The 16439-nt window shown below is 43.1% G+C and carries 14 protein-coding genes and 2 pseudogenes; 6 read left to right on the forward strand and 10 right to left on the reverse strand.

Features of this window, described 5'->3' with window-relative positions; all coding sequences use genetic code 11:
• Positions 1–1757: 1757 nt before the first annotated feature.
• Positions 1758–2242, forward strand: a pseudogene (locus Xbud_RS11085) (IS1 family transposase); the annotation flags it as partial.
• A 415-nt stretch (positions 2243–2657) separates the two neighbouring features.
• Here the strand turns inward: Xbud_RS11085 and Xbud_RS11095 are convergent.
• The 10 genes and pseudogenes from Xbud_RS11095 to Xbud_RS11140 form a co-directional block, all read right to left on the reverse strand.
• A pseudogene (locus Xbud_RS11095) lies at positions 2658–2846 on the reverse strand (transposase); the annotation flags it as partial.
• 190 nt (positions 2847–3036) lie between these two features.
• Positions 3037–3333 carry a DNA-binding transcriptional regulator Fis gene (fis, locus tag Xbud_RS11100; RefSeq protein WP_010847912.1) on the reverse strand — a complete coding sequence of 99 codons (297 nt, stop codon included), beginning with the start codon at positions 3331–3333 and terminating at the stop codon, positions 3037–3039.
• Positions 3334–3340: 7 nt separating this feature from the next.
• Complete coding sequence (gene dusB, locus Xbud_RS11105; protein WP_099136128.1) at positions 3341–4324, reverse strand: tRNA dihydrouridine synthase DusB; 984 nt, start codon at positions 4322–4324, stop codon at positions 3341–3343.
• Between the two features lie 284 nt (positions 4325–4608).
• Positions 4609–5490 (reverse strand): 50S ribosomal protein L11 methyltransferase, encoded by an 882-nt coding sequence (prmA, locus tag Xbud_RS11110; RefSeq protein WP_099136129.1) that lies wholly within the window; start codon positions 5488–5490, stop codon positions 4609–4611.
• 47 nt (positions 5491–5537) lie between these two features.
• Positions 5538–6983 (reverse strand): sodium/pantothenate symporter, encoded by a 1446-nt coding sequence (gene panF / locus Xbud_RS11115; protein ID WP_099136130.1) that lies wholly within the window; start codon positions 6981–6983, stop codon positions 5538–5540.
• A complete protein-coding gene (locus Xbud_RS11120; RefSeq protein ID WP_099136131.1) occupies positions 6973–7227 on the reverse strand; it encodes a YhdT family protein in 255 nt (84 codons plus the stop codon). The genes panF and Xbud_RS11120 overlap by 11 nt, the downstream gene beginning before the upstream one ends.
• A 196-nt stretch (positions 7228–7423) precedes the next feature.
• Positions 7424–8773, reverse strand: a complete 1350-nt coding sequence (gene accC, locus Xbud_RS11125; protein WP_099136132.1) for an acetyl-CoA carboxylase biotin carboxylase subunit — start codon at positions 8771–8773, stop codon at positions 7424–7426.
• Positions 8774–8784: 11 nt separating this feature from the next.
• A complete protein-coding gene (gene accB / locus Xbud_RS11130; RefSeq protein WP_099136133.1) occupies positions 8785–9234 on the reverse strand; it encodes an acetyl-CoA carboxylase biotin carboxyl carrier protein in 450 nt (149 codons plus the stop codon).
• 29 nt (positions 9235–9263) lie between these two features.
• Positions 9264–9716 (reverse strand): type II 3-dehydroquinate dehydratase, encoded by a 453-nt coding sequence (gene aroQ / locus Xbud_RS11135; RefSeq protein WP_099136134.1) that lies wholly within the window; start codon positions 9714–9716, stop codon positions 9264–9266.
• 207 nt (positions 9717–9923) lie between these two features.
• Positions 9924–10898 carry an oxidoreductase gene (locus tag Xbud_RS11140; protein ID WP_099136135.1) on the reverse strand — a complete coding sequence of 325 codons (975 nt, stop codon included), beginning with the start codon at positions 10896–10898 and terminating at the stop codon, positions 9924–9926.
• Positions 10899–11528: 630 nt separating this feature from the next.
• Between Xbud_RS11140 and mreB the strand changes: the two genes are divergently transcribed.
• The 5 genes from mreB to rng all read left to right on the forward strand — a co-directional run bounded on the left by mreB (position 11529) and on the right by rng (position 16392).
• Positions 11529–12572 (forward strand): rod shape-determining protein MreB, encoded by a 1044-nt coding sequence (gene mreB / locus Xbud_RS11145; protein ID WP_010847922.1) that lies wholly within the window; start codon positions 11529–11531, stop codon positions 12570–12572.
• Positions 12573–12692: 120 nt separating this feature from the next.
• Positions 12693–13766, forward strand: a complete 1074-nt coding sequence (gene mreC / locus Xbud_RS11150; protein WP_099136230.1) for a rod shape-determining protein MreC — start codon at positions 12693–12695, stop codon at positions 13764–13766.
• On the forward strand, positions 13763–14251 hold the full coding sequence (gene mreD, locus Xbud_RS11155; RefSeq protein ID WP_047681961.1) for a rod shape-determining protein MreD: 489 nt from the start codon (positions 13763–13765) through the stop codon (positions 14249–14251). The genes mreC and mreD overlap by 4 nt, the downstream gene beginning before the upstream one ends.
• An 87-nt stretch (positions 14252–14338) precedes the next feature.
• On the forward strand, positions 14339–14926 hold the full coding sequence (locus tag Xbud_RS11160; protein ID WP_099136136.1) for a Maf family protein: 588 nt from the start codon (positions 14339–14341) through the stop codon (positions 14924–14926).
• On the forward strand, positions 14923–16392 hold the full coding sequence (gene rng, locus Xbud_RS11165; RefSeq protein WP_099136137.1) for a ribonuclease G: 1470 nt from the start codon (positions 14923–14925) through the stop codon (positions 16390–16392). Before Xbud_RS11160 ends, rng begins: the two co-directional genes overlap by 4 nt.
• Positions 16393–16439: the final 47 nt, after the last annotated feature.

Below are 16439 nucleotides of genomic sequence, written 5' to 3' on the forward strand. Positions count from 1 at the left end.
ATATTATTTATTTTCAATCAAATAGCCATTATTTGGTATTTATCTATTTTGTTAAGATCTTTCATGAGGTTAGAAACTAAACATTTTATATCAAACTGTTTGGTTTGGATTTATAATCTATATTTTATGTTATAAATAGAGTTAATATCTTAAAATTCAAGTTATAACTTGCATTAATTCTAGATTATTTGGCTGCTATTGATTTCTAGTAAGTAACAATTTTTCATCACTAATACTATTTAAAAGAAATTAACTGTATGAATAACAAAAAAAATTCATATATTATAATCAATTAAGAGGAATGAGATTTGATATGTAATGAAATTTGACTTAAGTAATGTTATATAGGATTATGTTTACAGTTTGATATAAAATGTTTCGTTTTTGAGTAAAATTTTATTAATTTTGGTTAAGTAAATAGATTTTAATCTTTCATGGAATTATTATTTCTGTGCCATCTAATTTATATTAGAAAATATTACTTATAGAAACTTTTTCTACTGAATGGTCTTTGGCTTTCAGGAAAATAACAACTCACTCGTACTTTTGAAGATTGAAGGGTAGCTTGTTTTTTTGCCTGGAATTCTATAGCGTTTTTTTATTTTTTAGTATAAAAACAAAAAGATAACAATTGTTACATAAAAAGTATATTTTTTATCAAATTTTACGTGTTTATTTTATACTCTCTATTTTCAGAAAACTCGTTTACTTAGAGATTTTTCTATTGAACAGGTTAAAGTAAGTCAAAAAGTTCTGATTTTAATCTCGTTATTTAACAATTTAATATCGTTGTAAGCAGGTTTTTTATGAAGTTATGTGATAATTATTAGGTTTTGCATATTATACAGAGTGATAAATAAACCTTATCTAATTTCGGTTTGTTTTTTCAGTTTGCAGTACATGACATGAGAAGTCAGGCATTACAGGTTGACACCAGTATAGCCTGTAAGTGATTTGGCATGACCGATATTATGAAGGAATTTAGGCGATTAGAGAAAAACATTCCAGAATAATAGGGTATTTTCGGTATTATTTTCAATCAATTAAAAACTGATAGCCGATACCGACTGTCACTGTACTAACCTAACCTCATCCAATCGGGATATTCGCATGAAAAATCAATCGTGACATTTTACATTGGATTTACTTTCAGTCCCGCACCAAAAGATGACCCAGTTGCGTTTGCTGTAGTGTTGCTTGTTGATCGACCGAAAGATTTTGTCAGAACGACTATGCTATGAGTATAGATATCTGCTAAAGGAGTATGAGTAAATGAACCGATAACACAAAAGATTTCCAAAATCTTATGGCGGTATTTCAGGTTAAACCCTTTGAGAGATTTATACCCGTCGTCTTTTAAGTTACAGCTTTAAATCCATAGGGTATATCTGCCTTGTAATCATCCAGGCCATTAATATTGCTTATAGCGTACAGTACCCACCGCAATTGTATTTTCTCTACCAGAGTTTGTTGTCAATGAAATCATAGATAATCCAGCTAAATTAGTTGAGATTAATAGAGTTTTCCCATTTTTAATTATCCATAATATGAATATATAGGATTGGTCACTATTTAAGAATATCTTTTTTGAAATTTTATATTCATGCTATTTTAAGGGGATATATTTGAGCTTTAAATCCGATAGGTTTTATTTATGGGCTATTCTCAGTATTAGGTTAAAAAAAACATAAAGTTACTTGATCTTTATTTAATCATGAAATATTCAACAAAATGATCATATTGAGTATTATACTTGGGTCATGGGAATTGGCCTGAATACGGTTCTCCGCCACTTAAAAAACTCAGACCTCAATCGGTAACAGAAGCCATTGTCTCCGGCACCGAAGTCATTGTCTGCGGTGAAATGGATGAACAATGGTCATACGTGAAGTCAAAGAAGCAGCCCCGTTGGCTCTTTTATGCTTACGACAGACTCAGACGAAAAGTGATCGCTCACGTTTTTGGCCCAAGAACAAAAAAGACCTTGATGCGTTTGATGGCGTTACTGGCTCCTTTCAACATAGTGGTCTGTATGACCGATGGCTGGAAAAGCGATGAAAAAACACTGATGGGGAAATTGCATGTGGCCAGCAAGCGTTATACACAACGCATAGAGAGACATAACCTGAATCTTCGTCAGCATTTGGCAAGACTGACTCGCAAAACCTTATCTTTTTTAAAATCCGTGGAAATGCATGACAGAGTCATGGGGGATTATTTAAATATTCATCACTATCAATAAATTGGAATCATGACCTATTTTTATAGAGGGACATGAAATATTAAAAAATAGGTGCAAACCATTCATTAGAACCATAGCAATGACCATGACACTTGCCTTGATAAATTTTATGACTGTTCCATCTCTTCAAGCCAATATGACTGAAATACAGAGTACTATCACATATACCTATGACAGCCTTGGGCGTCTCATTTCAGATACAACAGATCAGGTAAGTACAAATAAATATGACTATGATCCTGCTGGAAATCGTCTCTCGACATCAACTAAACAGCAAAAATAGAAAAAATCGATACTGGTTACAGGACTTCACAAATGATTATTTTGCCTTAGTACTGTTTCAGTGAAAATAATACGAGCTGGGGGAAAACATTACTCTTACCATACCAGGGCGCGAGCATACTTTGATTGATATTCATCCAAAGAAAACTCGCGCTCGATATTCATCACTCCAACCTGCTTTTTTGAGCTTATTTCGTTGGCTTGGGGCACCGCAATCACATTGTTTGACCATGTTCAAAACGATACCCCGGAATAACGCCAAATTTTCAATCGCTCCATCCAGGACAATGCGTGAATCATCCTCTTTAAAAACCACATCAAGAGAGATAACAAAGATGCATTTCTTGTTCTCATGGCTTTTTCTTTGTTTTCAAGTTCTCCCATTACCTACTTGCTTATCTCCGGCGGATATAAATATTTTTCCGTGTATAAACATTTGTATAAACAAAAAAGAAAAAAGCACTTCCCCAAACGAGAAAGTGCTTCTTCAACAGCAAGTTACTAGACTAGAATTAGTTCATGCCGTATTTTTTCAGTTTCTTACGCAGAGTACCGCGGTTGATTCCCATCATTAGCGCTGCGCGGGTTTGGTTACCACGGGTGTATTGCATCACCATGTCCAACAGTGGCTGCTCTACTTCAGCCAGTACCAGCTCATACAGGTCATTAACGTCTTGACCGTTCAGTTGAGCAAAATAGTTCTTCAGTGCTTGTTTAACTGAATCACGCAGAGGTTTTTGAGTTACCTGATCTTGTGAATTAACAGTAGCAACGGTTAGTACATCAGAATTTACGCGTTGTTCGAACATAGTTCTGTCAGCTCTTTTCTTTATTTACGCAAAAATTTTCGAAGTATGCTTCCAACGCCTCCAGCTGTTCGCTGGCATCCTCAATGGCGTTGAATGAGCGCCGAAACTGGTCATCAGGAGCATGTTCCTTGAGATACCAAGATACATGTTTACGCGCAATACGAACTCCCTTGCCTTGACCGTAAAAGTCGTGCAACTCTCGTACATGCTCGTTCATCAAATGCTGCACGTCGCCGAGAGGCATCGGTGGCAGCAATTCTCCTGTTTCCAGATAATGCTGGATTTCCCGAAAGATCCAGGGTCTTCCCTGAGCAGCGCGGCCTATCATCAGGGCATCAGCCCTAGTGTATTCAAGCACTGCTCTGGCTTTTAGCGGGTCAGTAATGTCGCCATTAGCAATAATTGGAATGGCAACAGTCTGCTTAACTGTCCGAATGTTGTCGTACTCAGCTTCGCCATTAAACAGACAGGCTCGAGTCCTGCCATGAATTGTAAAAGCCTGAATACCACAACGTTCAGCCAATCGGGCAATTTCTACACAGTTCCGTTCTTCCGGTGACCAACCTGTACGGATCTTCAATGTAACAGGTACATCAACCGCATTGACTACCGCAGAAAGGATTTTTTGGACCAGTTCTGGATAACGCAGTAATGCAGAGCCTGCCAATTTACGATTTACCTTTTTGGCTGGGCACCCCATGTTGATATCGATGATCTGAGCACCATTGGCGACGTTGATTTTCGCCGCTGCTGCCATATCATCGGGATCACTACCGGCAATTTGTACAGAACGCACTCCGGGTTCGTCGCTATGAACCATACGTAGCCGGGATTTATCCGTCTTCCAAACCTGAGGATTGGAAGAAAGCATCTCTGAAACTGCCATACCCGCACCCATGGTGTAGCATAGTGATCGAAACGGGCGATCCGTTATGCCAGCCATAGGAGCTGCAATAAGACAGTTTTTCAACTGGTATTGTCCGATACGCATAGGCGAAGAAAGAGTGACCAACTGTGACTAAGGGCGCGTATATTACGCATTTTTCACGAGATATGAAAGGCCAAACTTTGAGCGAAACGACATTTATAGCGGAATTTTTCCAGTTGATTTTTTTAAACTTTGTTTATTACCCTTAAATAACATAAAGTTATGTGTTTTTAATGAAATTTATTGTTCCCTGCATTTCTCGTGATAAATAGAACGTATTAACACCAATTGATTCTCCGAAGAATTATTTTAGTGGATAATCTCGCTTTTCAATAGGGATTTATTGATTATTTTTTAACCCCGGTAATGCGACACCATTCTTCTTGCTCTGCAATCGGATCGATAATAAATTCATTACCATAGGCTTCGGCAACACTTTCTGCTTGACTTGCCAGTACCCCGGACAAGCCTAATAATCCACCTGATTTTGGTAGTGAGCCAATGATCGGTGCCAGTTCGCGCAGCGGGCCAGCCAGTATATTGGCAATGACAATGTCACATTCTAAGTTGTCAGGTTGATCTTTAGATAAATAGAGTGTCAGTTGCTCGGAAACACTGTTGCGTTCTGCATTATCCCGGCTTGCCTGAATTGCTTGAGGGTCGATATCAATGCCGATAGCATGTTTAGCGCCAAGTTTCAGGGCTGCGATGGCCAAAATGCCTGAACCGCACCCAAAATCGATCACTGTTTTACCTTCCAGATCAAGACCATCCAGCCATTGCAGGCAAAGAGATGTGGTTGGGTGTGTACCTGTTCCGAATGCTAATCCCGGATCTAGCATAACATTAACGGCATCGGGATCCGGAACTTCCCGCCAGCTTGGGCAGATCCACAGGCGATTACCAAAACGCATTGGGTGGAAGCTGTCCATCCATTCACGTTCCCAGTCTTTATCTTCTATCTGTTCAATTTTATGGATAAAACCTTTACCAAGCTGAGGAATCTGCTCTAGCTGGCTGATAATCGTTTTCATATCAGTTTCAGCGTCATACAAGCCGATAACATCGGTATCTCCCCATAAACGGGTTTCCCCCGGCAGAGGCTCAAAAATCGGTGTATCGTGGCTGTCCTGAAAAGTGACGGACACTGCGCCACTTTCTATTAGTTCATCACCAAGTGCTTCAGCTTGCTGTCCTGTAGTGTTTAATCTTAGTTGTATCCAAGGCATAAAAATTCTCTTTTAAATTGAATAAGTATGAAAAAATTATATCGCCGTCACTGAGATACGGCGGTTTGTTGTGGTTGTTCATTTCCAAAAACATTTCCGACCCCGAATGCCAGTAAACTCAGTAGTAATGATGGCACTATTGGATGGAATCCAAAGAGGTGGATATTGAAAGTCGCCAATAGGGTATAGCTTACTGCTCCAGTCAACATGGAGGTTATTGCACCATGTGCATTAGCTTTTTCCCAATACAGGCCCAATACCAGTGACCAGAGGAAAACGGCTTGTAATCCGCCGAATGCCAGTAGGTTTAGCCAGATAATCATCTCAGGTGGTTGCCATGCTGCCAATAGCAGCAATATTCCCAGAAACAAAGTAGAAAAACTGGAAATGCGTGCCAGTTTTTTTTCCTGTTTGATCTGTTGTGGGAACAAATTTAAATAGAGGTCTTTGACGATTGTTGCCGAAGATTGCAGTAGTTGGGCATTAATCGTTGACATAATGGCTGCCATCGGAGCAGCCAGAAAAATCCCGGCTGCAATAGGAGGCAGAACGTTGATCATCAAAATAGGGATCACTTGATCAGGGATCGTCAGATCAGGAATGATCGCACGACCCAGCGCTCCTGCAAGGTGCATACCAAACATCAGGATTGCCATGACGACCGTGCCGATGATAATACCGCGGTGAACCGCTTTACTGTCACGATAGGAGATACAGCGCACGGCGGTATGCGGTAGGCCGATGACGCCAAAGCAAACCAGAACCCAGAAGGAGGCCATAAATGGCGTTGTAAGGATGTTATCAGCACCATGAGGTGAAACCAGATTAGGATCGATTGTGCGCAGTGTTGAAACAGCTTCTGACAGTCCTCCGGCTTTATAAATAGTAGCAGCCAGCAATAGCACTGTTCCTAATAACATAACCAGCCCCTGTAATGCATCGTTGAGGACGCTGGCCCTGAATCCACCAAATGCGGTATAGAGCGCGATAGAGACACCAAAAATCAGCAATCCAGTACCGTAGGGAATACCGGCAGCGGTTTCCAGCAAACGGGCACCGCCGATGAACTGTACTGTCATTGCACCGACAAAGGCAACTAACAGGCTCACGCTGGCAAACCAGACCAGAAAACGACTCTGATAGCGGGCATACAGCATATCGTTTAGTGTAACGGCGTTATAACGGCGGGCAAGAATGGCAAATTTTTTCCCCAATACACCGAGGGAAAGCCATATTGCTGGTAATTGGATCAGGGATAAGAGAACCCAACCGATACCATATTTGTAAGCAGCTCCAGGCCCACCAATGAATGAGCTGGCACTAATATAAGTCGCTGTAATCGTCATGGCCAGTACGAAACCACCCATTGAACGGTTGCCGAGAAAATACTCATTCAGGAATGTACCTGTTTGACGGCGGCGATAAGCATAGAGGGATAGCAGAAAAACCAGCGTCAGATATCCCGCCAGAGGCAGAATTACTTCATTTTGCATTATCATCCACCAAATTGTCCTCTAATGGGACTTCCTTGAAGACAAATTTCACCATCATCCCGCAGAGGATGATAAATAGTATCGGTAGCATTAAACAGGCCAGTTCGAACCAGAGCGGTAATCCGGTGAATCCAGTTGTATTACCGGGTAAATAGGCACTCAGCAACCAACCCACAAGATAAGCTAACGTCAGAAATACTGCCCAGCGAGCTTCTTTATGGGATTGAACAAATCGTTTGTCCATTTGTTCTCCGGGGAATTTACATAAAACAGTTGATATAAAACAAGGGAAGGAATTGTACGGTAACATACAGATTTATTCAGAAGAAAATGTGCCATCACAATATCAAAAGAGTATGGAGCTACCTGAGAATAAAAAAATCCCATCTTTTAATAGATGGGATTTTATGCAGGATAATAATGAATGTCAGAAAGACACTTTACTTATCTTGTAAGCCGAGTTTTTTCTCTAGATAGTGGATATTGGTTCCACCTTTCTGGAAGTTTTCGTCATTCATAATGGACAGTTGCAGATCGATATTGGTTTTTATGCCATCAATAATCAACTCTGCCAATGCGTTCTTCATACGTGCAATCGCCACTTCACGGGTTTCTCCGTAAGTGATCAGTTTGCCGATCATGGAGTCATAATAAGGCGGTACGGTATATCCCGCATAGATATGGGATTCCCAACGTACGCCGAAACCACCCGGAGAATGGAAATGGGTGATCTTGCCCGGACTCGGCAGGAAAGTTTTTGGATCTTCAGCATTGATACGGCATTCGATCGCATGACCTTCTATCACAATGTCTTCCTGTTTGATGGACAGAGGCAGACCAGAGGCTATGCGTAGCTGTTCTTTAATCAGGTCAACACCGGTAATCATCTCTGTAACCGGGTGTTCAACCTGAATACGGGTATTCATCTCAATAAAGTAGAATTCACCGTTTTCATACAGGAATTCAAATGTGCCCGCTCCGCGATAGCCGATTTCGATACAGGCGTTGGCACAGCGTTCACCAATGCTGCGACGCAGTTCTGCCGAAATACCCGGTGCTGGCGCTTCTTCCACGACTTTTTGGTGTCGGCGTTGCATGGAGCAGTCACGCTCAGCAAGGTAGAGAGCATTACCCTGACCATCGGCCAGTACCTGAATTTCAATGTGACGTGGGTTTTCAAGGAATTTTTCCATGTAAACCATGTCGTTGTTGAAAGCGGCTTTAGCTTCTGAACGGGTCATGGCAACGGATTGTTCCATATCTTTATCACCGCGAACAACACGCATACCACGGCCGCCACCGCCACCGGATGCTTTAATAATTACCGGATAGCCGATGCGCTGTGCGATCGATTTGTTCTTTTCTGTATCATCTCCTAATGGGCCGTCAGAGCCGGGAACACATGGAACACCCGCTTTTTTCATGGCACTGATAGCAGAAACTTTATCTCCCATCAGGCGGATCGTTTCTGCTTTCGGGCCGATAAATGTAAAGCCGGAACGTTCTACTTGCTCAGCAAAGTCTGCGTTTTCAGACAGGAATCCATAACCCGGATGGATGGCTTGTGCGCAGGTAATTTCAGCCGCAGAAATGATAGCCGGAATATTCAGGTAACTTTTTGCCGATGCGGCCGGGCCGATACAGACCGTTTCATCTGCCAGCAGGACGTGCTTCAGGTCACGGTCTGCCGCAGAGTGTACAGCAACAGTTTTGATGCCAAGTTCCTTACAGGCTCTCAGGATACGCAGTGCTATTTCACCGCGGTTAGCTATGACAATTTTCTCAAGCATGGAGCGCCTCGTTATTCGATGACGACCAGTGGCTCGTCAAATTCAACAGGTTGACCGTCTTGTACCAGAATCGCCTTAACTACGCCGGCTTTGTCGGCTTCGATCTGGTTCATCATTTTCATGGCTTCAACGATGCACAGGGTATCCCCCTGATTAACGTGTTGACCGATTTCAATGAAAGGTTTCGTATCTGGGCTTGGTGAACGGTAGAACGTACCAACCATTGGTGAACGGACTATATGGCCGCTGATCTCTGCTGCGGCCGGGACAGCCGGAGCTACTGTGGCAGCTTGTACAGGCTGTTGAATAGGAGCAGAAAGGTATTGTTGAGTGATTGGTATGCCCTGGGTTGCCGTAGTGCGACTGATGCGAACTGACTCTTCACCTTCAGAAATTTCCAGTTCAGAAATGCCAGATTCTTCAACCAGCTCGATTAATTTTTTTATCTTACGAATATCCATGAGTGTGATTCCGTACTCTATTTATGTAATTAGTTGAATGTTGACAAGCGGTTGACCGCTGCCTGTAATGCGAAACTATAACCATCGGCACCCAAGCCGCAGATCACGCCAACGGCAATATCTGAAAGATATGAGTGATGGCGGAACGGCTCGCGGGCGTGCACATTGGAGAGATGGATCTCAATAAATGGGATATCTACCGCCAGAAGTGCGTCGCGTAGTGCCACGCTGGTATGTGTAAATGCCGCAGGGTTAATCAGAATAAAATCAGTATTGCCCCGCGCTGCATGGATCCTCTCAATCAATTCGGATTCTGCATTGGATTGCAGATGGGATAATTCAACTCCCGATAGGTGAGCTTCTTTTGACAGTTTGCTGACGATGTCATCAAGCGTTAACTTACCGTAGGTCTCAGGCTCTCGTGTTCCCAACATGTTCAGGTTGGGGCCATTCAAGAGTAAAATGCGAAACTTGTCTGCCATTGTGCGGGTATCTCCGGCAATCTGTCAACAATCGTTCAAGATAACTCGATGTCAACGGTTTGTCATCTCTTTCTGCTATCAATATTTGTAAATTTGGCGATAAAGCCCGACATTATAAACATATCGTGACATTTAGCAGCTAAATACTGGTCTTATCAGCACGGTTTTATCCACTTTGGTTTTAAATTTTGGTGTTATAGGCCCGTTTTACCGTATCCTCACTAGTGTTCTGCCAGTTACTTGATTGTTTATCAGCTTATTGGAATATTCGATCGCCTGGTCCAATGAAATTTCATTGGCTGTTTGTTGGTAAAAGGAATCAGGTAACAGTTCCTGCAATCGTTTCCAAATCTCAGGCCGTTTCACGGAGGGTACTGCGGCTGATTCAACGCCTTGTAAACGAACATTACGCAGAATAAATGGCATAACAGTGGTAGGCAGATTAATGTCACTTGCCATACCACAGGCTGCTACTGTGCCGTTGTGAGAAACTTGTGCCAATAATTTGGCCAGAATTGTACCGCCGACAGTATCAATGACACCTGACCAACGTTGTTTTTCCAGTGGGCGGGAGGGTTGATTGAAATCGGAGACAGGCAGGATCGCTTTTGCTCCCAGTGAAAGTAAATACTCCTGATTTTCCAGTTTACTGCTGATGGCGATAGGGGAATATCCCAACAGAGACAATAAGGTAATCGCAGTACTACCGACGCCACCGCTGGCACCCGTAACGGCAATTTCCCCACTTTCAGGTGTTATTCCTCCTCCTTCCAGTGCTATAACACATAGCATGGCAGTAAAACCGGCTGTACCGATAATCATGGCTTGTCTGGTAGTTAACCCTTGTGGCAATGGTGTCAGCCATTCCCCTGAAACTCTGGCTTGTTGTGCCAAACCGCCCCAATGATTTTCTCCCACCCCCCAGCCAGTTAATAAGACCTGCTGACCAATATGAAAACGGGGATCTTCTGAATGGCGGACAACCCCGGAAAAGTCGATCCCTGGTATCATCGGAAATTGGCGGACAATCTTCCCTTTACCAGTGATAGCAAGGGCATCTTTATAATTAAGGGTTGACCAGTGAATATCGACGGTAACGTCACCGGGTGGAAGTTCAGCGGTATCAATGTCCTGAATAGATGCTGATAGTGTACCGTGTTGTTCAAGCAATAAAGCTTTCATAATTCCTCTCCATTGATGGGTTTTATGTCTGACACCATCACGATTCTTATGATTTCATCTCTTATGACATCATCAATATAGATAAAATTGAAAATGCGGAAATGGATAGGTTGCAATATTGTGATGGAAAGTCGCAAAACGGTGATTAGTTGCAGTGAATAATTTTTTCACAGATTTTTATGGGTTTTTGAGTGCCATTCTGACATTCAATAAATTACCTTTGTTGAAATTACTGGATAGCGATATCAGAGTAGATAAAAATTTTTGATAAAAAGTGAATTCTGGTTGAACTTGTTGAAATCATGATGGGTCAACACAGAATAAGGAAAAAGTGGGTTAGCAACATCGCGGGATACACCATATATACACTATACTGTTGGTTTTTAGAACATTTGGATATTTTGGGATTTAGTGATGGGGATATTGGTGGAATTAACCCATTTTTATGCAGTTTTTTTCTGCTCTGTCAGAAAAAAGTAACGTAGAATATCGTATTTCTGATGTGAATAACGTAGCCACTTTCGTTGAAGTAGTAAAAAGTAGTTAGTGATGCGCCTTGTCGCTGCTTCATGTGGTTGGTAGAGTAGACGGACAACATCCGTCCCCAGCTTGCAGGATTATCCTTTCGTTATGTTAAAGAAATTTCGTGGCATGTTTTCCAATGATTTGTCCATTGACTTGGGTACTGCCAATACCCTTATTTATGTCAAAGGTCAGGGAATTGTCTTGGATCAACCCTCTGTTGTTGCTATCCGACAAGACAGAGCTGGTTCACCAAAAAGCGTTGCAGCCGTGGGGCTGGAAGCAAAACAGATGTTGGGACGTACTCCGGGGAATATCGCAGCCATTCGCCCAATGAAGGATGGTGTGATTGCTGATTTTTATGTCACGGAAAAAATGTTGCAGCATTTTATTAAACAGGTGCATAACAACAGCTTTATGCGTCCGAGTCCACGTGTGCTGGTCTGTGTACCTGTGGGTGCTACACAAGTTGAGCGTCGCGCCATTCGTGAATCTGCCCAAAGTGCGGGTGCACGTGAAGTCTTTCTGATTGAAGAGCCGATGGCAGCCGCAATCGGTGCGGGTTTACCTGTTTCTGAAGCAACAGGCTCCATGGTCGTTGATATTGGTGGGGGAACAACTGAAGTTGCGGTGATCTCCCTCAATGGTGTGGTTTATTCTTCCTCTGTCCGCATTGGTGGAGATCGCTTTGATGAAGCGATTATCAATTATGTTCGTCGCAACTATGGTTCATTAATTGGTGAAGCGACAGCAGAGCGTATTAAACATGAAATCGGTTCTGCTTATCCGACAGATGAAGTTCGTGAAATCGAAGTGCGTGGTCGTAACCTTGCTGAGGGTGTGCCTCGTAGCTTCACGTTGAATTCTAATGAAATTCTGGAAGCCTTGCAGGAGCCGCTGACAGGTATCGTCAGTGCGGTCATGGTGGCATTGGAACAATGTCCACCAGAGTTGGCTTCTGATATTTCAGAACGTGGTATGGTGCTGACAGGTGGTGGTGCACTGTTGCGCAATCTTGACCGTTTGTTGATGGAAGAAACAGGAATTCCTGTCATTGTGGCTGAAGATCCTCTCACTTGTGTTGCCAGAGGTGGCGGCAAAGCGCTGGAAATGATCGACATGCACGGTGGCGATTTGTTCAGCGAAGATTGAAAATAACTCTGCGGGCTGGGGGGCGTTTTTATCAGTGCCTCCTTGCTGTTTATCCGAGAGTTTATTGTTTATGACTCTTTTATTGTTTATGACACAAAACAGCTCAACAATGCGCAACTTATGAAGCCGATTTTCAGCAGAGGGCCTTCCCTACAATTACGACTCTTTTTAGCTGTTATTATTGCCATTATTCTGGTTGTGGTAGACAGCCGTTTTGGTTTTTTCAATAAAATCCGTAGCTATATGGATACGGCAGTGAGTCCTTTTTATTTTCTTGCCAATGGTCCCCGACAATTTTTAGATGGTGTTTCCGATTCTTTGGCTACCCGTAAACAACTTGAACTGGAAAATAACACTCTGCGCAACGAGTTGAGGTTACAGAACAGTAATCTTTTACTGTTAGGACAATTAAAACAAGAAAATGCCCGTTTGCGTGAATTATTAGGATCACCTTTACGCAGTGATGAACATATGATGGTATCGCAGGTGATTTCCGGTGGTATGGATCCTTATCGTGATCAAGTCGTTATTGATAAGGGCGCGAAAGATGGCGTCTATGAAGGGCAACCCGTAATCAGTGATCGTGGCGTCGTTGGTCAAGTTATCTCAGTAAGTCAATTAAGCAGCCGGGTGTTGTTGATTTGCGATCCAACCCATGCATTGCCGGTTCAGGTACTGCGTAATGATATTCGTGTGATTGCCGGTGGTGCGGGATGTACGGACGATCTTCACCTTGAGCCGCTACCAAGTGATACAGACATCCGGGTTGGCGATGTGCTGGTGACATCCGGCCTTGGTGGGCGTTTCCCGGAAGGTTATCCTGTAGCGGTGGTTTCCTCTGTCAAGGTAGATAATCAGCGGGCCCATGCGGTTATTCATGCGCGCCCATTGGCAGAATTGCGGCGCTTGCGCTATCTATTATTGTTATGGGGGGCGGATAATAACCCATCTGAACCATTGCCGCCTTCCGAAGTGTATCGAGCAGCAAATGAACGTTTGATGCAGATGTTACCGCAGGTGCTGCCAAATCCCTCTGACGCTAAGCCCCAATTTCCGACAGAAGATTTAGGTAAAGACGAAACAGAGAAAGACGGGAGAGCGAAAAAGGGAAATCGAACGTTATCCCCCGTAACAAAACCGTCATCTTCGGCTGCATCATCAAGCAAGTTGCCAGCCGCGGAGAATCGTGGATGAGTCAGTATAAAGGGCGTGGCCGTTGGGTTGTCTGGTTATCTTTCTTGATTGCAATGGTGCTACAGAGTATGCCGTGGCCGGAGCAGTTTGATATGTTCCGGCCTACCTTACTCGTGTTGTGCCTGATCTATTGGCTCCTAGCTATTCCTCACCGTGTCAGTGTTGGTACTGGTTTTATTCTCGGTATCCTGATGGATTTATTACAGGGGAGTATTCTTGGGGCACATGCGCTGGCTTTCAGTCTGATTAGTTTTTTGGTCGCATTCAAATTTCAGCTCATTCGCAATATGGCACTCTGGCAACAGTCCCTGATTGTGATGGTACTTTCGACACTGATAAACTTCTGTGTTTTTCTGGCTCATGCCTTGATACCAAAGATTATTTTCCATCCTGAAGTATTCTGGAATGGCCTTGTCAATGGTATTCTCTGGCCTTGGCTATTCTTATTAATGCGGAAAATCCGTCGTCAATTTTCAGTTCGTTAAAGGCGGGCTCTACTTTTTAATAAACGGCTTTTCAATGAACTCTTATCAATGAATTGGTCAATGAACTGATAGAAAGGATGACTCACTATGAAAACCCTTTACTTAGCTTCCGGCTCACCACGGCGGCGTGAGCTGGTGGAATTGTTGGACTTTAATTTTCAGATCCTGACACCACAGGTCGAAGAGAAGTGGCAAGAAGGGGAGTCTCCGCAGCACTATGTTAACCGGTTGGCCAGAGAAAAATCGCAAGCGGGAGTGAGGATTGCACCTGAGGACTTTCCAGTTCTGGGTGCGGACACAATTGTTGTACTGAATAATCGCATTCTGGAAAAACCTCGTAATGAGCAGCACGCTGCTGAAATGCTGCAAGAACTGTCAGGGCAGTGCCATCAAGTCATGACTGCTGTTGCTTTATCGAACAATCAGCATACCTTAAGTGAGTTAGTCATTACAGATGTGATGTTTCGCCATTTATCCCAGCGTGAAATACAGGAATATATTGCAACTGGGGAACCAATGGATAAAGCCGGTGCTTATGGCATTCAGGGTAAAGGCGGTTGCTTTGTCAGAAAGATTAATGGCAATTACCATGCGGTTGTCGGCTTACCATTGGTAGAAACGTATGAATTAATCACACGATTTTTAGCGTTAGCTGATGGGAAGGATCACTTATGACAGCAGAGTTATTAGTCAATGTAACACCATCCGAAACGCGAGTTGCTTATATAGATGGCGGTATTTTGCAAGAAGTTCATATTGAACGGGAAGCTAAACGAGGAATAGTTGGCAATATTTACAAAGGTCGTATCAGCCGTGTTTTGCCCGGTATGCAGGCAGCTTTTGTTGATATCGGGTTGGAAAAAGCGGCTTTTTTGCACGCATCCGACATTATGCCTCATACGGAATGTATAGCCGGTGAGGAACGGAAAAACTTCAATGTCAGGGATATTGCTGAATTGGTTTGTCAGGGGCAGGATCTGCTTGTTCAGGTAGTGAAAGATCCTCTTGGCACGAAAGGTGCCCGTTTGACAACGGACATTACCCTGCCATCACGTTATCTGGTATTTATGCCGGGCGCTTCTCATGTTGGTGTTTCTCAGCGAATTGAAAGTGAAGAAGAGCGTGAACGCTTGAAATCCATCGTGATGGATTATTGCGATGAGCATGGTGGGTTTATTATCCGCACTGCCGCAGAAGGAGTGAGAAAAGAAGAACTCGAACAGGATGCGGCTTTTTTGAAGCGTCTATGGCGTAAGGTTATTGAGCGTAAGAAACGCAATATCACTAAAACTAAAGTATATGGTGAGCTTGCATTAGCACAGCGTATTCTGCGTGATTTTGCTGGCGCTTCTCTTGATCGCATTCGGGTTGATTCCCGCCAGACCTATCTGCAATTGCAAGAATTCATTGAAGAATACATTCCTGAAATGAATGCCAAATTAGAGCATTATCAAGGAACTCAGCCGATATTCGATCTGTGCGGTGTAGAAAATGAAATTCAGCGCGCATTGGAGCGCAAGGTAGAATTAAAATCGGGTGGCTATCTGATTATCGATCAAACCGAAGCCATGACGACCATCGATATTAATACCGGTGCTTTTGTTGGGCATCGCAACTTAGAAGAGACTATCTTTAATACTAATATTGAGGCGACTCAGGCGATTGCCCGCCAGTTAAGGCTGCGTAATTTAGGCGGGATTATTATCATTGATTTTATCGATATGGGTAATGGGGAACATCGCCGTAGAGTATTGGCTTCTTTAGAGCAGGCATTAAGCAAAGATCGCGTGAAAACGACCATTAATGATTTTTCCCAGCTTGGACTGGTGGAAATGACACGCAAACGCACACGGGAAAGTCTCGAACATATTTTGTGTGATAACTGTCCGACTTGTCAGGGACGTGGCACCGTGAAATCTGTTGAAACAGTATGTTATGAAATTTTACGGGAAATTGTACGTGTGCACCGTGCCATTAATGCAGATCGTTTTCTGGTTTACGCATCTCATGCCGTGAGTGAAGCTCTTAAGGGGGAACACTCTCATGCTTTAGCAGAGGTAGAAATTTTTGTAGGCAAACCGGTGAAAGTGCAGGCAGAACAACTCTACAGTCAGGAACAATTTGACGTTGTTATGATGTAATTACGCAGAATTACAGTGATACCTCATATTTTTCAGGTTGCTCCTCT

The sequence above is a fragment of the Xenorhabdus budapestensis genome, assembly GCF_002632465.1.
GTDB lineage: Bacteria > Pseudomonadota > Gammaproteobacteria > Enterobacterales > Enterobacteriaceae > Xenorhabdus > Xenorhabdus budapestensis.